The sequence below is a fragment of the Tepidiphilus thermophilus genome, from assembly GCF_001418245.1.
In the GTDB taxonomy this organism is placed as follows: domain Bacteria; phylum Pseudomonadota; class Gammaproteobacteria; order Burkholderiales; family Rhodocyclaceae; genus Tepidiphilus; species Tepidiphilus succinatimandens.
In genome coordinates, this window is sequence record NZ_LIPU01000005.1 from 1 (window position 1) to 16,438 (window position 16,438).

Genomic DNA, 16,438 nt, shown 5'->3' on the forward strand with positions numbered 1-16,438 from the left:
GACAGTTTGGTCCCTATCTGCCGTGGGCGCTGGAAGTTTGAGGGGATCTGCTCCTAGTACGAGAGGACCGGAGTGGACGCACCTCTGGTGTACCGGTTGTCACGCCAGTGGCACCGCCGGGTAGCTATGTGCGGAAGGAATAACCGCTGAAAGCATCTAAGCGGGAAATCCCCCCCAAGATGAGACTTCCCCGGGGGCTCGACCCCCCTGAAGGGCCGTGGAAGACCACCACGTCGATAGGGCGCAGGTGTAAGGCGGGTAACCGCTTGAGCTGAGCGCTACTAATTGCCCGTGCGGCTTGATCCTATAGCCGTGCCATGCACCCCCCCCCACACACACACCACCCACCCCTTGCCCCGCTTGTTACCCCGTTATCGTCTGACGCCCATAGCGCGCCGGCCCCACGCCTTCCCATCCCGAACAGGACCGTGAAACGGCGCCGCGCCCATGATACTGGAGCTCCTGCCTCCGGGAAAGTCGGTCAGCGTCAGACGAACCCCTCAACAAAAACCCCCGCCTTCAGCCTACGGCGGGGGTTTTTGCGTCTACGAGTGCGCTAAACTGAAATTTCTCTCGTACAGAGGATGCTCCTATGCCTCGAATCGGCCTGGCACTCGGCTCAGGGGCGGCGCGCGGCTGGTCGCACTTCGGCGTGATCCGCGCCTTGCAGCGCATGGGCGTGTCAATCGACGTGATCGCGGGCACCTCCATCGGTGCCATCGTCGCCGCCGCTTATGCCTCGGGCCGACTCGATGCCATGCAGAAATGGGTCGAGTCGCTCACCTGGGTCGACGTTCTTTCGCTGATGGATGTCTCTCTGCGCGGTGGGGCGCTGCAGGGCGACCGGGTGATCGACTATTGCGCCGAGCATTTCTTCGCTACTCGATTCGAAGATCTGTCGATCCCTTTTGCCTGCGTGGCGACGGAGCTGACGACGGGCCGCGAAATCTGGCTGCGGGAAGGAGAGCTTCGTCCGGCGGTGCGCGCTTCCATCGGTTTGCCCGGGATGTTCACGCCAACCAAGCTGCATGGGCGCTGGTTGGTCGATGGCGGCCTGGTCAATCCCGTTCCCGTGAGCCTGTGCCGGGCTCTGGGTGCGGAAATCGTCATCGCGGTCGAGTTGGGCTCCGGCCGCATGGGGCGGCATTTTCGGTTGCCCAACGGAAATGGTGGAGTGGAACGATGGAAGAACCGTTTGTTCGCCATGGTGGGAGTCACTTCCTCGGGTGATGCGGATCAGGCCGATTCCCTTCCTCCCATCGCTGCAGTACTGACCACTTCGGTCAACATCATGCAGATGCGCATCGCCCAGTCGCGTCTGGCGGGCGACCCCCCTGAGGTGTTGATTTCGCCGCGGGTGGCGGATCTGTCGATCCTCGATTTTCATCGCGGCGCCGAGGCGATCGAAGAGGGGGAAGCGGCGGTGCAGCGGGTGCAATGGCAGATCACCGAACTGTTGGAGTCCTTTCGATGAATGGTGCCGCGTTTCTGGAGGCACTCGCGGCGTGCGTGGGCAAGGCGCATGTGCGTTGCGACGAGCGCGAAATCGCCCCTTTTCTTGCCGACTGGCGCGGACGCTATCGCGGTAGGGCCTTGGCGGTGGTACAGCCGGCTTCGACCGAGGAGGTGGCGGCGGTGGTGCGCTGTTGCCGCTCGCATGGGGTGCACGTGGTCCCGCAAGGGGGGAACACGGGGCTCGTGGGCGGGGCGACGCCACTCGAAGAACAGGCTCCGGCGATCGTGCTCCATTTGGGGCGCATGCGTCGCATCCGTGGCCTGGAGCCACAGGATTTCACGGTGACGGCCGAAGCGGGGGTGACGGTGCAGGAGGTGCAGGAGGCGGCGCGTTCGGCCGGACGGCTCTTCCCCTTGTCGCTCGCCTCCGAGGGGAGTGCCACGGTGGGTGGAGTGTGTGCAACGAACGCCGGCGGGGTGCACGTGCTGCGCTACGGCACGACGCGAGATCTGGTGCTGGGCCTTGAGGTGGTGCTTGCCGACGGTAGTGTGCTCTCCTCGCTCAAGGGCTTGTGCAAGGACAACACCGGTTACGCCTGGAAGCCGCTCTTCGTGGGCTCGGAGGGAACCTTGGGGGTCATCACCGCGGCGACCTTCAAACTCTTCCCGTTGCCTTCGGAGGTCGTGACCGTCTGGATGGCGGTGCCGGATCCGGCGGCGGCGGTGGAGCTTTTTTCCTGGTTGCGCGAGACGGTGGGCGAGGGGCTCGAGGCGTTCGAGCTGATGGGGCGATCGGTGCTCGCGCTGGTGCTGAAACACATTCCGCAGGCAAGAGCGCCGCTGCCGGGCGAGCCGCCGGCGTGGTCGGTGCTCATCGAATTCGCCGAGGCAGGCAGAGGAGCGCAATTGCCGGAGCGGGTGGAGCGGGCGCTTGCCGCAGCCATCGAACGCGGCTGGGTGCTGGAGGCGGTACTCGCGGCCAATGAAGCGCAGCGCCAGGCGTTGTGGGCGTTGCGTGAGAATGCCTCCGAAGCGCAGCGTTACGAAGGGTTGAGCTTCAAGCACGACGTCTCTCTGCCGATCCGGGCGCTGCCGGAGTTCATCGCCGAGTGTGAGGCGCGCCTGCGCCGGCATTGGCCCAGTGTGACGGTCGTCTGTTTCGGTCATCTCGGTGACGGCAATCTGCACTACAATGTGTTTCCCACGGGAATCGAACCCGCCCAATGGCCGCTCATCGAGTCTCGGCTCTCGGAGCTGGTACATGATACGGTGGCCGAATTCGGCGGTTCGATCTCGGCCGAGCACGGCATAGGGCGACTCAAGGCCGATTTGCTGCCGCGCTACAAGTCCGAGGCCGAGCTCTCTTTGCTGCGCCGACTCAAGGCGGCGCTCGATCCCGAGAATCTGTTCAATCCGGGCAAGGTCGTGCGTGGCGGCGACCGCCCAGCCAGAGAGGAAACATGACGCCGACGATCAAGGAGATCCTTGCGCCGCTGCAGCCGGACATGGCGCGCACCGACGAGGTGATCCGGCGTGAGCTGCATTCGGACGTGGCGTTGGTGCGCCAAATCGCCGATTACATCATCGCCGCCGGCGGCAAACGCTTGCGTCCGGCGCTGCTCTTGGCCGTGGCCCGTGCCTTGGGCTACGAAGGATCGCACCACGCCACCCTTGCCGCGGTGGTGGAATTCATCCATACGGCCACCCTGCTGCACGACGACGTCGTGGATGAGTCCGATCTTCGCCGCGGGCGTGAGACGGCCAACGCCGTCTTCGGCAACGCGGCGGCGGTGCTGGTGGGCGACTTTCTCTATTCCCGCTCGTTCCAGATGATGGTCTCGGTGGGTAGCATGCGGGTGATGGCGGTGCTCGCCGAGGCGACCAACGTCATCGCCGAGGGGGAAGTGCTGCAGCTGATGAACCAGGGCAACCCCGACACCACGCTCGAAGACTATTTTCGCGTGATCGAATACAAGACCGCGAAACTTTTCGAGGCGGCGGGCCGTCTGGGGGCCATCCTTGCCGGGGCTGCGCCCGAGGTGGAAGAGGCGATGGCGGCCTTCGGCCGGGAACTGGGCTGTGCCTTCCAGATCGTCGACGACGTGCTCGACTATGCAGCCGATCCGGCGGTGTCGGGCAAGAACGTGGGCGACGACCTTGCCGAGGGGAAGCCGACCCTGCCGCTGCTGCACGTGCTGCATCATGGCACGCCGGCTCAGGCGGGCCTCATCCGGCAGGTGATCGAGCAAGGAGGGAGAGAGCATCTTGCCGCTGTGCTCGAGGCGATTGCCGAAACGGGGGCGCTGGAAGCCTCGCGTCGCGTCGCCGAGCGCTACGCCGCGACGGCAAAGACGCGACTCGCGTGTTTGTCCCCTTCCCAATTCCAGGAATCATTGCTACAATTATCAGACTTCGCGGTGAATCGTTCTGCATGAATCGCGAAACGTCGGGGAATAGCTCAGCCTGGTAGAGCACTGCGTTCGGGACGCAGGGGCCGGAGGTTCGAATCCTCTTTCCCCGACCACCCTCTTCTCTCATCTCCCGCTAAAGCCTTGAATCACCTGCCCGACGGCGTCTAGCCCGTCGGCGAAGGCCTGTTGCAGTAGCGCCCCCACCGGGCTGAGGCTCATGAGGAGCGCCAGGAATCCCACGGTAATCGTTATCGGAAAGCCGATCGCAAAGAGATTGAGCTGGGGGGCGGCGCGCGTGAGTACGGCGAGCGCGATGTTGGTGAGCAGCACCGCAGCGGTGATCGGCAGCGACAGCAGGAAAGCGAGCGCAAAGAGCGTTACCGGATAGCGCAGCAGCACACCCATTCCTTCTTGCCAGGCGACGGCGCCACCCACCGGGATCCACGCGAAACTGGTCACCACGGCGTGCACCAGCATGAGATGCCCGTCGAGGGCGAGAAAAAGGAGGGTCGCCACCACTCCGAAAAATTCGTTGAAGACGGGGGTCTGCGTCCCTGCCGTGGGGCTGTAGAACACCGCGAACGACAATCCCATCTGAAAACCGATCAGGGCCGCGGCGAGGTCGATGGCGGCGAAGACGAAACGCAGGATGAAGCCGAAGGCGACGCCGAGGCCGAATTCCGCCGCCACGACGGGGTAGATCAGCCAGGAGTCGAGCGGGATCGGAGGAGCGGGCGGCAGCACCGGCGCGACGGCCACCGTGATCGCCAGCCCCAGCACCAGGCGGATGCGGGTGGGGAGCGCCCGGTTGGAAAACACCGGGGCGACGGCGAGCAGGGCGAGGATGCGCACCGCCGGGAAGAAATAGGCGCTGATCCACGCCGACCATTGGGCTTCCGTGACCGTCCACATCGCCTCAGAGCCCCTGAATGAATCTGCTGCGCGGCCCGATTGCTTCGTTGCGCGGTGCTCGCTCCTCGCCTATCTGCCTGATATGTCTCGCCGCTGCGCTCCGTGCGCCTCGCATTCGAGCCGCTCGCGATGATTTCTTCACGGGCTCTCAGCCGATGAGGGTGGGCAGCGCCGTGAGCAGCCGCGTGAGGTAGTCGGTGATCGTCTGTCCCATCCAGGGTCCCATCACGATGAGGGTGACGAACACGGCCACCAGTTTGGGTACGAAGGTGAGCGTCATCTCGTTGATTTGGGTCGCGGCCTGGAAGACGCTCACCAAGAGCCCCGTCACCAGCGCGGCGATGAAGGGCGGGGCACACAGCAATAGGGTGGTGACGACGGCGTCGCGGGCGAAATCCATCAGGGTGGGAACCATGGTTTTTCCTTCAGGGGAGTGCGAAGCTCTTGACGAGCGAACCGATGAGCAGGGTCCAGCCGTCGACGAGGACGAAAACGAGCAGTTTGAATGGCAGCGCGACGATGACGGGCGACATCATCATCATCCCCATCGACATCAGTACCGAGGCGACCACCATGTCGATGATCAGGAACGGCAGGAAGACGACGAATCCGATCTGGAAAGCCGTCTTGAGCTCGGAGGTGACGAAGGCAGGGACGACGACGCGCAACGGCAGCTCCTCGGCCTGCTCGACCGGAGGCGTCTTGGCCAGATCGGCAAACAGGGTGAGATCGTTGTCGCGTATCTGCGCGAGCATGAATTTTTTGGTCGGAACCGCGGCGCGTTCCATCGCCTGGGCGAAATCGATCTTGTTCTCCTGCAATGGCTGCCAGGCTTCGGTATAGACTCGCTCGGCCACCGGCGCCATGATGAAAAAAGTGAGAAAGAGCGCGAGTCCGATCAGCACCTGGTTGGGGGGCGAGGTCTGGGTGCCGAGCGCCATGCGCAGCAAGGAGAGTACGATGATGATGCGGGTGAAGCTCGTCATCATCAGGATGGCGGCGGGAATGAAGGTGAGCGCCGTGAGCAGCAGCAGCGTCTGCACCGTGAGGGAATAGTTCGTGGCGCCGCCGCCGGCCGGCGTGGCGGTGGCGAGCGGCAACCCCTGAGCCCAGACGAACGAGGGTATCAGGAGGGCGGCAAAACCGAGCAAGGCGATGAGCCTGTGCCGCGATCTCATTGGTTTGCTCCTTGCTTCGCGGCAGGAGGGGGAGAGGGTGGGTCGGTGTTTCCTTCATCGATCGCCGCAGCGAGCCGATCGGCGAAGGAAGAGGGGTGATCGGGCAGGCGCTGTAAGAGCGTGATGGTGTTGGGCGTGACGCCGAGGAGCAGCCGAACCCCTTCGGCTTCGAGCAGTACCACACGCTCTCGCGTGCCCACGGCGATCGCGCCGAGGATGGAGAGCCCCACGCGCCCGCCTTGACGACGCTGCAAGCGGCGCAAAGTGGCAAAGGCTGCCCAGAGGGCGATGGCGGTGATGCCGAGGCCGAGGGCGAGCTGGGTGATGGGGTGGATCCAGTCTGTGGTCATTTTCAGGGCTCCTGACGATAGGATGGCAGAAGTGGGTAGGAGCGATGGTGCGAAAAAAAGGGCAAAAGCCGGTGTGTTCGTGATTTTGCCGAAAAACCGTCTTCTTTTGCGCCAACCGACGTGCTTCTTGGTAGAATCTTCGTATATCCGTTCCTAGGGATGGGATCATGGCGGTCGAACTCTACAACGACGGGAATCATATCTGCTTGGCGTTCTACGATCTGGTCGACGAGCAGGGGGAGCACGCCGTACAGTGCAACCAGTTCCTCATCATCGACAATGGCCATGCGGCCCTCATCGACCCGGGCGGGAACATGACCCATACCGGTTTGCTCATGGGCATGAGCCGTTACTGCCGGCCACAGAACGTCGATTACATCTTCGCGTCGCACGCCGACCCGGACATCATCGCTTCGGTGAACAAGTGGATGGTGACCACGCACGCCAAGGTGTTCATCTCCAAGCTGTGGACGCGTTTCGTGCCGCACTTCACCACCGGCAAGGATTATTCTTCGCGCATCATCGGCATTCCCGATCCAGGCATGCGCATTCCACTGGGCAAGAGCGAGATCGTGGCCGTGCCGGCGCATTTCATGCACTCGGAAGGCAACTTCCAGTTCTACGATCCCATCGCCAAGATCCTCTTTTCGGGCGACCTGGGCGTGTCACTGGTCGACCACGAGCAGGCGGCCAAGCCCGTAGAGGATTTCGACCGCCACATTCCCAAGATGCAGGCGTTCCACCAGCGGTACATGATCTCCAACAAAATCCTGCGCTATTGGGCCAACATGGCGCGCCAGCTCGACATCGAGATGCTGGTGCCGCAGCACGGGCAGCGTTTCGTCGGCAAGGAGATGGTGCGCCGTTTCATCGACTGGATCGAGACTTTGCCCTGCGGCATCGACCTCATGACCCAGGACGCTTATCGCATCCCGCTCTGAAAACGCCAAAGGCGGGCGTACGAGGGCCGACGGAAACGCCATTCCGTCGGCCTTCGTTTTTTTCAGCGTTTGGTGCGGCGGATGCGTTCGAGGTAGCGGGCGTTGTCGGGCGGAAGGCGGTCGCGCTGGGCTTCGTGCAGGGTCTCGCCCAGGGCTTCAAGCACGTCGTGCAGCGCCTCGTGGAGGTCGCCGCGCGCAGCGAGCCGCTCCTGCCAGGCAGCGCGGATGCCGGGGGGTTGGTCGATGGAGAGCTGTTCGGCGATCGCCAGGTGCAGCGACAGGTGCAGGAAGGGGTTGAGGCCGCCGTCTTCGGGGGTGTAGTCGCGCACGAGCGCCGCCTCGTCTTCCAGCAGAGGGAAATACTCCGGGTGCAGAGCGATCACGTCGGCGGCCATCGCTTCGATCGGTTCGAGCGGCAGCTGGTCGCGCCATTTGCGATAGGCTTGGGCGAAGAAGCGCCGCACGTCTTCACGGCTGGGGGTGAACATCGGCGTCCTCCTGGCGATGACGGGCCTTGTGCGGCCAATGGCAGAGATCTTGGACCGGGCAAACGTCGCAGCGCGGCGCACGGGCGGTGCATGTGTAGCGGCCGAGCAGGATGAGCCAGTGGTGCGCATGCCGCCGAAAGCGCGGCGGCACGCGCGCGGTGAGCGCTTCTTCCACGGCCCGGACGGTTTTGCCCGGGGCAAGCCCGGTGCGGTTGGCGACGCGAAAGATGTGCGTGTCGACGGCGATCACGGGGTGCCCGAAGAGGGTGTTGAGCACCACGTTGGCGGTCTTGCGCCCCACGCCGGGCAGGGATTCGAGGAAGGCCCGGTCGTCCGGGATCTCGCCGCCGGTGGTTTCCAGCAGCCGGCGGGAGAGCTCATGGAGGTGTTTCGCCTTGCTGCGGTAGAGGCCGATGCGGCGGATGTGCCGGGCGATGCCTTCTTCACCCAGCGCGACCATGGCGCGTGCATCCGGCGCGACGGCGAAGAGGGTGCGAGTGGCTTCATTGACGCTCTTGTCGGTGGCCTGGGCCGAGAGGACGACCGCGGCGAGCAGCTGAAAAGGGGTGGCGTATTCGAGTTCGGTCGTGGGGTGAGGATCGAGCGCGGCGAGCCGTTCGAAGAAGGCTTCGATTTCCTGCGGCGTCATCGGCGGGGCGGGGTCGGCGGCTGCCGCTTCTCCTGCCCCGCGTCGCTTGCGCTGGCGGCGCAGCGGAAGTGCCGCCTCATCCGATCTTTCAGGCACTTGGCCCTCCGTTTTTTCTCGCGGTCCGGGCACGTTCGAGAGCAGCCGCCACGAGCGCACGTTTGAGCTGGTCGGCGGAGGCTGCGATCGGGGCCGGGCGGAGGCGCTTGCGGGGGTCTTCGCCGCGCGCGAGCCGTGCCTGGCGGCGCAGGAAGCGCGCGCGCGAGGCGCTCGCCTCGGGGAAGGCGGGCGCGGGCAGCAGGACGATGCAGTCGACCGGGCAGGGGGGCAGGCACAGGCCACAGCCGGTGCATTCGTCTTCGATCACCGTGTGCATGCGCTTGGGCGCGCCGAGGATGGCATCCACCGGGCAGGCTTGCAGGCACAGCGTACAGCCGATGCACTCCGCTTCGACGATGCGGGCGATCTGAGGGGCTTGCGGCGGGCCGACTTCGGGGTCGAGCGGCGTGGCGGGCACGCCGAGCAGGCTCGACAAGCGGGCGATGAGCTCGTCCCCGCCCGGAGGACAGCGATTGGGCGTGGTTTCGCCGGCGGCGAGCGCCTCGGCGTAGGGGCGGCAAGCCGGGTAGCCGCAGCGGCGGCATTGGGTCTGCGGCAGCAGGGCGTCGATCTCGTTGGGGGTGGGCATCGTGTTTGCGTCGCAGGGCCAACGCGGCGTCGACCGTTGGGGCCAGGAAGGGGTTCCCAGCCCCAACGGGTGCGGACGCGAAGATCAGCCGTCGTAGCGCGCTTCGAGCGCGGCGATGGCCGGCAGTTTCTTGCCCTCGAGAAATTCGAGGAAAGCGCCGCCGCCAGTGGAGATGTAGTCGATGTCCTTTTCCACGCCGAACTTCTTGATGGCGGCGATGGTGTCGCCGCCGCCGGCGAGCGAATAGGCTTCGGAGTGGGCGATGGCGGAGGCGAGCATCTTGGTGCCGCCGGCGAACTGGTCGTATTCGAAGACGCCCAGCGGTCCGTTCCACACGACGGTGCCGGCGTGCGCGACGATGTCGCAGTAACGCGCGGCGGTCTTGGGACCGACGTCGAGGATGCGGTCGTTCGGCCCGACTTCGTCGACCGAGACGCGGTTGGCGCGCGCGAGCGCCGAGACTTCGTCGGCGACGACGACATCCACGGGCAGGGGGACTTCCGAGCCGCGCGCGGCCATCATGTCCATGATCGCCTGCGCTTCGACCACGAGTTCGGGTTCGGCGAGCGACTTGCCGATGCGCTTGCCCGTGGCGAGCAGAAAGGTGTTGGCGATGCCGCCGCCGACGATGAGCTGGTCGACCTTCTCGGCGAGCGACTTGAGGATGGTGAGCTTGGTCGAGACCTTGGCGCCGCCAACGATGGCCACGAGCGGACGCTTGGGATGTTCGAGGGCGCGCGAGAGGGCCTCGATTTCGGCGGCCATGAGAAGCCCGGCGCAGGCCACGGGAGCGAAACGGGCGATGCCCACCGTGCTTGCTTCCGCCCGATGGGCGGTGCCGAAGGCGTCGTTCACATAGACGTCGCACAGGGCGGCGTACTTGCGTGCGAGTTCCTCGTCGTTCTTCTTCTCGCCGACGTTGCAGCGCACGTTTTCGAGCAGCACTGCTTCGCCCGGCTGGACGGTGAAGCCGCCATCGACCCAGTGCTCGATGAGCGGTACCGGACGGCCGAGGAGTTCGGAGAGCCGCTCCGCGATGGGAGCGAGCGAGTCTTCCGGCGTACAGGCGCCTTCCTTGGGGCGGCCGAGGTGGGAGGTGACCATGACCGCGGCGCCTTGCTGCAGGCAGTATTCGATCGTCGGGATGGAGGCGCGGATGCGGGTGTCGTCGACGATGCGCCCGGTTTCGTCTTGCGGTACGTTGAGGTCGGCGCGGATGAAGACGCGCTTGCCGCGCAGATCGACGTCCTTGAGGGTCTTGACGCGCATGGCAGGCTCCTCAGGCGCAGGTGGCGAGCGCCTTGGCGGCGTCGAGCATGCGGCAGGAATAGCCCCATTCGTTGTCGTACCAAGCGAGCACCTTGACGAGCGTGCCCTCGATAAGGCGGGTTTGCGTCGCGTCGAAAATGGAGGAGTGGCTGTCGTGATTGAAGTCGCAGGACACGAGCGGGTCGTCGTTCACCGCGAGGATGCCCTTGAGCGGACCGGCGGCGGCCTGGCGCATCAGCTCGTTGATCTCGTCCTTGCTCGTGGGGCGGCTCGCGGTGAAGGTGAGATCGACGAGTGAGACGTTGAGGGTGGGCACGCGTAGCGCGAAGCCATCGAATTTGCCCGCGAGCGCCGGCAGCACCAGGCCGACGGCCTTGGCCGCGCCCGTCTTGGTGGGGATGATGTTCATCGCCGCGGCGCGGGCCCGGCGCAGGTCCTTGTGGCGCGCGTCGATGAGCTGCTGATCGAGCGTGTAGGCGTGCGCCGTGGTCATCAGGCCGCGTTCGATGCCGATGTGTTCATGGAGCACCTTGGCCACCGGCGCGAGGCAGTTGGTGGTGCAAGAGGCGTTCGAGACGACTTGCATCTCGGGGCGCAGGATCTGGTGGTTCACGCCATAGACGATGGTGGCGTCGACGTCGTCGCCCCCGGGCGCGGAGATGAGCACTTTCTTTGCGCCTTGCTGCAGGTGGATCTGGGCCTTTTCCTTGGTGGTGTAGGCGCCGGTGCATTCCAAGAGCACGTCGACGCCGTGTTCGCCCCATGGGGTTTCGAGGGGGTTCTTGGTCGAGTAGAAGGGGATGCGGTCGCCGTCGACGATGAGCGTCTTGTCGCCCTCGGTGGCCACGGGGAAGGGGAAGCGCCCATGGGTGGTGTCGTATTTGGTGAGGTGCGCGTTGGTGGGCAGGTCGCCCGAGGCGTTGATCGCCACCACTTCGAATTCGTCGCGCCGCCCCAGCTCGTAGAGGGCGCGCAGGGTACAGCGGCCGATGCGGCCGTAGCCGTTGATCGCGATGCGGATTTTGCTCATGGATCGCTCCTTGAAGGATGAAAAACGGGATCAGCGCGACAGCAGCAGTTTCGCCCGGGCGACGACGTGATCGACCGTGAAACCGAAGAACTCGAACAGGCGCGGCGCGGGGGCCGAGGCGCCGAAGCGGTCGATGCCGAGCACGTCGCCGTGGCCACCGACGTAGCGCCACCAGCCATCGCCCGAGCCGGCTTCGATGGCGAGCTTGGGCACGTCCGGTGGCAGCACTGCGGCGCGGTATTCGGGGGGCTGGGCGTCGAAGCGCCGCGTGCAGGGCAGGGAGACGACGGTGGCGGCGATGCCGGATGCGGCTAGCGTCCCTTGGGCGTCGAGCGCGAGCGCTATCTCCGAACCGGTGGCGATCAGGATGAGATCGGGGGCGCGCTCGGCTTCCCGCAGCACATAGCCGCCGCGCCCGATCGCTTCGATCTGCTGCGGCGAGCGTTCGATGAAGGGCAGGTTCTGGCGCGACAGCAGCAGGGCCGAGGGGCCGTCGGTGCGCTCGAGCGCGAGGCGCCAGGCCACGGCCGTTTCGACGCTGTCGGCCGGACGCCAGACGTCGAGATTGGGGATGAGGCGCAGCGAGGCGGCGTGTTCGATGGGCTGGTGCGTGGGGCCGTCCTCACCCAGGCCGATGGAATCGTGCGTGAGCACGAGGATCTGGCGCTGGCGCATGAGCGCGGCCATGCGAATGGCGTTTCTCGCGTAGTCGGAGAAGACGAGAAAGGTGCCGGTGAAGGGGATGTGGCCGCGATGCAGCGCGATGCCGTTGGCGATCGCCACCATGCCGAACTCGCGCACGCCGTAGTGAAGGTAGTTTCCCCCTTCTTCAGGCGTGACGGGGTGGGCGCCGGGCCAGTCGGTGAGGTTGGAACCGGTGAGATCGGCCGAGCCGCCCAGCAGCTCCGGCAGGATCTTGGCATAGGCGGCGATGGCGTTCTGGCTTGCCTTGCGCGTGGCGATGTGTTCGCGCCGGGTGACGGTGGCGCGGATCACCTCGTCGGCCAGTTCCGGCCAGCGCAGGGGCAGCAGCCCGGCGACGCGGCGCTCGAATTCGTCGGCGAGTTCCGGATAGACCCGGCGATAGGCTTCGAAGCGCTCAAACCAGGCGGCCTCGCGCTCGCGGCCGGCTGCGCGAGCATCCCATTGGGCGTAGATCTCGTCGGGGATCTCGAAGGGGCCGTAGGGCCAGCCGATCGCCTCGCGCGCGGCGGCGATCTCGGCCTCACCCAAGGGGGCGCCGTGGACGTCGCTCGTGCCTTGCTTGTGGGGGGCGCCGGCACCGATCACGGTGCGGCAAACGATGAGGCTGGGGCGCTCGGTCTCGGCCTTGGCGAGCGTGATGGCTGCATCGATCGCGCTCATGTCGTGCCCGTCGATCGGTTCGATCACGTGCCAGCCGTAGGCACGGAAGCGCGCGGCGGTATCCTCCGTGAACCAGCCTTGCACCTGGCCGTCGATCGAGATTCCGTTGGAATCGTAGAGGACGATGAGCTTGCCCAGTTTCCAGGTGCCGGCAAGCGAGCAGGCTTCGTGCGAGATGCCTTCCATCAGGCAGCCGTCACCCACGAAGACGTAGGTGTGGTGGTCGACGATGGTATGCCCCGGGCGATTGAATTCGTGCGCGAGGAGCTTTTCCGCGAGTGCCATGCCAACGGCGTTGGCCAGCCCCTGTCCGAGCGGGCCGGTGGTGGTTTCGACGCCGGGGGTTTCGCCGTATTCGGGGTGTCCCGGCGTTTTGCTGTGCAGCTGCCGGAAACGCTTGAGATCATCGAGCGAGAGGTCGTAGCCGGTGAGGTGCAGCAGCGCGTAGAGGAGCATGGAGGCGTGCCCGTTCGAGAGCACGAAGCGGTCGCGGTCGCACCACTGGGGATTGGCAGGGTTGTGCTTGAGGTGCTTGCGCCACAGCACCGTGGCCATCTCGGCCATGCCCATGGGGGCGCCGGGATGGCCGGATTTCGCCAGTTGCACCGCATCCATGGCGAGCGCGCGAAGCGCGTTCGCGAGCGGGCTGAACGTGCGCGGCAGGCGCGAGGCAGACTGTGTCATCCGTTCGATCGTCCAGCGGGGAATGAGCCGCGATTATCGCGCAAAACCCGTCGGGCGCGAACCATTGGGGGAAACGTCGGGATGGTTGGCGGCAGGCGGGACCTGCTGGTGTAGGAGGAGGAATGCTGCGGTTAGGACGAAGGCATCGGTTTTCGTCGGGTCCATGGGGATCATTCCATCTCAAAAGCGAAGAAGCGGCGTTACAATGGCGGGTATTCACTCGTCGTCCGTCGCGAAGCCAAGGCTGCGGCGGCGGAGCTTTTTGGATGAAAGACATGGGCGTGACCCTGCAGCAGTGGATCGATTTCCTCGACATCGATCAGGAAATCATCGACACGTTGCGCGATTTCTTCCCCATCCTCGCACCGCGCATCGACCGCGTCAGTCACGCTTTCTACCGCCGGGTCCTCAATTCTCCCGAAGCGATCAAGCTCTTCGCCGACGAGGATTCGGCGAACCGTGCCTTGGCCCATCAGAAGCGGCATTGGCTCGAGTACGTCTTTGCCGGACGGTTCGACCGTGACTACGTGGAAGCGGCCTTGCGCATGGGTAAGACCCACCAGCAGCGAGGGGTGGATCTGCGCCTCTTCTCGGGTGCCTACGCCGTCGTGCTGAGCGAGGTCAATGCCATCGTCATGGAAAATGTGCCTGATCCGCAGCGGCAGAAACGCGTCCTGCGGGCGGTCAATTTCGCCGTCTTCCTCGACTTGGGATTCGTCGCCTCGGTGTATTACGATGCCTATACCGATGATCTCGCTTCGATGGCGAAGGACCTGACGGTGAGCCTCGCGCGTGCCGGCGAATATCGGGATGCCGACACGGGCGAGCATATCCACCGCATGGCCAAGATGTGCGCCGCCGTGGCGCGCCGCCTCGGCAAGGACCTGAGATGGGTGGAGCAGCTCGAAGCGGCCAGCCCCTTGCACGACGTGGGCAAGATCGGCATTCCCGATGCCATTTTGCTCAAGCCGGGCAAACTCACCGAAGAAGAAATGTCGGTCATGCGGCGTCACTCCGAAATCGGCACCGACATCATCCCTGATAATGACCACGAAATTTTGCAGATGGCCCGCCGCATCGCGCTCACGCACCATGAGCGCTGGGACGGTACCGGTTATCCGGCGGGGCTGCGGGGCGAGGAAATCCCCCTGGAGGGGCGCATTGCCGCCGTGTGCGACGTCTACGATGCGTTGCGCTCGCAGCGGCCCTACAAGCGGCCGTGGTCTCATGAAGAAGCGGTGGAATACCTGAAGCAGAGCCGCGGCACGCAATTCGATCCCGCCGTCGTGGACGCCTTTCTCGCCGCTCTGCCCGAGATCGAAGACATCTGGCGTCGCTATGGCGAAATGCCTTCCCCTTCGAGTAGAGGGGCATCTTGAAAAGACCATCACGCAGCCGCCATTCAGGGCGCTCGGCGCTCCTGTCCGGTGCGCGTTCCCTCTGAAGTACGTTTCAGCCGCCGGGTGCCAACGCCTTGAGCGCGAGCCGGATGCCGGTGGCCGTGTCGCTTTGCGGCGGAAGCGCCGACACGGCGCGTAGCGCCTCGCGCTCGGAATAGCCGAGCGCGAGGAGCGCGGCGACGATCTCGGCGCGTATCGCCTCTTCCGGTGAATTGGCCGGGTGCGGAGCGGAGCCGGCGGGTACGGCCGTGCCATGGCCGGTGGGAAGCAGCGCTCCGGTCTTGTCCTTGAGCTCGAGCAGCAGGCGTTCGGCAGTTTTCTTGCCGATGCCGGGAATCTTGACGAGCCGTCCGCCGTCTTGCAGCAGCACGGCTTCGCGCAGCTCGCGCACGCTCAGGCCCGAGAGGATGGCGAGCGCCGTACGCGCGCCGATCCCTGCGATGCGGATGAGCTGGCGGAAGGCGTGGCGCTCTTCTTCCGTGGCAAAGCCGTAGAGCTGGTGCTCGTCCTCACGCACCAAGAGATGGGTGCGCAGCGTCACTTCCTGGCCGATCGCCGGTAAGGTGTAGAAGGTGCTCATGGGTACGAGCAGCTCGTAGCCGACGGCGCCGGTGTCGACGAGGATCTGGGGCGGGGTTTTCTCGCGGACGATGCCGCGCACGAGTCCGATCATGCGTCGATCCACAGGGTGAGGGTGAGCACTGCGCCGTAGCCGACGGTGGCTGCGAGCGTGCCGGTGATGGCCGGACGCAGCCGTGCCGGATCGCTCGCATGCCGCTTCAGCTGGGCGGAGGCAGGAACCAAGGCGAGCAGCGGCAGCAAGGCGGCGCCCGTCGCAAAGGGGATCGCGCCGGCGGCCATCAGGCCGAGGTGCCAGCCGGCGGCGCACAGCCCCAGGAGCGGCAAGCCGTGTGCGGCACGCGCCGCGCCGAGCCGTACGACCAGCGTGCGCTTGCCGGCCGCCGCGTCCGCCCGGGCGTCGGGAAACTGGTTGACGTAGAGAATGGCCGCGACCAGGAGCGCGTAGGGCAGGCCCACGAAAGCAGGCACGGGAGAGAGTCGGCCGAGCTGGACGTAGTGCGTGCCGACGATCACCAGCAGCCAGGCCGCGGTAATGACGACTTCCCCCAGGCCGCGGCCGGCGAGCCGCAAAGGGGGCGCGGAATAAGCCCAGCCGAGCAGCAGGCCCGCGAGGCCGATGGGCACGAGCAGCGGCCCGCTGGTGAGGGTGAGCGCGAGCCCCGCCGGTACCACCGTGGCAAGCGCTCCATAGCCGAGCCAGGCGGTTTCCCGCGCCGTGAGCACTTCGTTCTGGATGAAGCGCGAGCCGCCGGTGAAGGGGTAGAGCCGGTCGCGATTGAGCCCGTCGGTGTCGCGGTCGTGGTAGTCGTTGATGATGTTGGCGCCGGCGTGCGCCACCAGGGCGAAGACGAGGGTGGCCAGCGCCGCCCAGGGCCGTAGCGCCGCACCCTCATGGGCCGTGAGCGCGAGCCCGAGCAGCACTGCGATGAGGGTGACCACGAGGAAGGCCGGGCGCGTGGCGAGCAGCCAGACGATGGGGCGGCCGCGCAGGCGGGCGTCGGGTTCGAGCGGAAGCGAGCGGGCGGGCATCGGCACGGTC

General features: G+C 65.7%; 17 protein-coding genes, 1 tRNA gene and 2 rRNA genes. 8 read left to right on the plus strand and 12 right to left on the minus strand.

Annotation, left to right across the window (positions count from 1 at the left end):
* The 6 genes from ASC37_RS05430 to ASC37_RS05455 form a co-directional block, all read left to right on the plus strand.
* Positions 1–306, plus strand: a 23S ribosomal RNA gene (locus tag ASC37_RS05430); the annotation flags it as partial.
* Positions 307–377: 71 nt separating this feature from the next.
* A 5S ribosomal RNA gene (rrf, locus tag ASC37_RS05435) occupies positions 378–493 on the plus strand.
* 99 nt (positions 494–592) lie between these two features.
* On the plus strand, positions 593–1,474 hold the full coding sequence (gene rssA / locus ASC37_RS05440; RefSeq protein WP_055423410.1) for a patatin-like phospholipase RssA: 882 nt from the start codon (positions 593–595) through the stop codon (positions 1,472–1,474).
* Positions 1,471–2,919, plus strand: coding sequence for an FAD-binding oxidoreductase (locus tag ASC37_RS05445; protein ID WP_055423411.1), 1,449 nt, complete (start codon positions 1,471–1,473; stop codon positions 2,917–2,919). The genes rssA and ASC37_RS05445 overlap by 4 nt, the downstream gene beginning before the upstream one ends.
* Entirely contained in the window at positions 2,916–3,890 is a 975-nt protein-coding gene (gene ispB, locus ASC37_RS05450; protein WP_055423412.1) for an octaprenyl diphosphate synthase, read from the plus strand. The genes ASC37_RS05445 and ispB overlap by 4 nt, the downstream gene beginning before the upstream one ends.
* 12 nt (positions 3,891–3,902) lie before the next feature.
* A tRNA-Pro gene (locus tag ASC37_RS05455) sits at positions 3,903–3,979 on the plus strand.
* 10 nt (positions 3,980–3,989) lie between these two features.
* On the opposite strand, the gene fliR is transcribed toward ASC37_RS05455, so the two are convergent.
* The 4 genes from fliR to ASC37_RS05475 form a co-directional block, all read right to left on the minus strand.
* Complete coding sequence (gene fliR / locus ASC37_RS05460) at positions 3,990–4,778, minus strand: flagellar biosynthetic protein FliR (protein WP_055423413.1); 789 nt, start codon at positions 4,776–4,778, stop codon at positions 3,990–3,992.
* A 148-nt stretch (positions 4,779–4,926) separates the two neighbouring features.
* Positions 4,927–5,193 carry a flagellar biosynthesis protein FliQ gene (fliQ, locus tag ASC37_RS05465; protein WP_055423414.1) on the minus strand — a complete coding sequence of 89 codons (267 nt, stop codon included), beginning with the start codon at positions 5,191–5,193 and terminating at the stop codon, positions 4,927–4,929.
* A 10-nt stretch (positions 5,194–5,203) separates the two neighbouring features.
* The gene (fliP, locus tag ASC37_RS05470) at positions 5,204–5,956 is read right to left on the minus strand and encodes a flagellar type III secretion system pore protein FliP (RefSeq protein WP_055423415.1); all 753 of its coding nucleotides are present in this window, start codon (positions 5,954–5,956) and stop codon (positions 5,204–5,206) included.
* Positions 5,953–6,306 (minus strand): FliO/MopB family protein, encoded by a 354-nt coding sequence (locus tag ASC37_RS05475; protein WP_055423416.1) that lies wholly within the window; start codon positions 6,304–6,306, stop codon positions 5,953–5,955. The genes fliP and ASC37_RS05475 overlap by 4 nt, the downstream gene beginning before the upstream one ends.
* Before the next feature lie 167 nt (positions 6,307–6,473).
* Here ASC37_RS05475 and ASC37_RS05480 point away from each other — a divergent pair, with 167 nt between their 5' ends.
* Entirely contained in the window at positions 6,474–7,247 is a 774-nt protein-coding gene (locus tag ASC37_RS05480) for an oxygen-binding di-iron domain-containing protein (RefSeq protein ID WP_055423417.1), read from the plus strand.
* A 62-nt stretch (positions 7,248–7,309) separates the two neighbouring features.
* Here ASC37_RS05480 and ASC37_RS05485 read toward each other — a convergent pair whose 3' ends face one another.
* From ASC37_RS05485 to tkt, 6 genes are all read right to left on the minus strand, one after another.
* Positions 7,310–7,735, minus strand: a complete 426-nt coding sequence (locus ASC37_RS05485; RefSeq protein ID WP_055423418.1) for a DUF1841 family protein — start codon at positions 7,733–7,735, stop codon at positions 7,310–7,312.
* Positions 7,716–8,384 carry an endonuclease III gene (gene nth, locus ASC37_RS05490; RefSeq protein WP_055423419.1) on the minus strand — a complete coding sequence of 223 codons (669 nt, stop codon included), beginning with the start codon at positions 8,382–8,384 and terminating at the stop codon, positions 7,716–7,718. The genes ASC37_RS05485 and nth overlap by 20 nt, the downstream gene beginning before the upstream one ends.
* An 88-nt stretch (positions 8,385–8,472) precedes the next feature.
* Entirely contained in the window at positions 8,473–9,069 is a 597-nt protein-coding gene (locus ASC37_RS05495; protein ID WP_055423420.1) for an RnfABCDGE type electron transport complex subunit B, read from the minus strand.
* Between the two features lie 84 nt (positions 9,070–9,153).
* Entirely contained in the window at positions 9,154–10,338 is a 1,185-nt protein-coding gene (locus tag ASC37_RS05500; protein WP_055423421.1) for a phosphoglycerate kinase, read from the minus strand.
* A gap of 10 nt (positions 10,339–10,348) precedes the next feature.
* Positions 10,349–11,368: a type I glyceraldehyde-3-phosphate dehydrogenase gene (gap, locus tag ASC37_RS05505; RefSeq protein ID WP_055423422.1), complete on the minus strand. Its 1,020-nt coding sequence runs from the start codon at positions 11,366–11,368 to the stop codon at positions 10,349–10,351.
* Positions 11,369–11,398: 30 nt separating this feature from the next.
* The gene (gene tkt / locus ASC37_RS05510) at positions 11,399–13,417 is read right to left on the minus strand and encodes a transketolase (RefSeq protein ID WP_055423423.1); all 2,019 of its coding nucleotides are present in this window, start codon (positions 13,415–13,417) and stop codon (positions 11,399–11,401) included.
* Between the two features lie 266 nt (positions 13,418–13,683).
* Between tkt and ASC37_RS05515 the strand changes: the two genes are divergently transcribed.
* Complete coding sequence (locus ASC37_RS05515; protein ID WP_055423424.1) at positions 13,684–14,796, plus strand: HD domain-containing phosphohydrolase; 1,113 nt, start codon at positions 13,684–13,686, stop codon at positions 14,794–14,796.
* A gap of 73 nt (positions 14,797–14,869) precedes the next feature.
* On the opposite strand, the gene ruvA is transcribed toward ASC37_RS05515, so the two are convergent.
* Positions 14,870–15,490: a Holliday junction branch migration protein RuvA gene (gene ruvA / locus ASC37_RS05520; protein WP_055423425.1), complete on the minus strand. Its 621-nt coding sequence runs from the start codon at positions 15,488–15,490 to the stop codon at positions 14,870–14,872.
* A complete protein-coding gene (locus ASC37_RS05525; RefSeq protein ID WP_055423426.1) occupies positions 15,487–16,428 on the minus strand; it encodes a prenyltransferase in 942 nt (313 codons plus the stop codon). Before ASC37_RS05525 ends, ruvA begins: the two co-directional genes overlap by 4 nt.
* Positions 16,429–16,438: the final 10 nt, after the last annotated feature.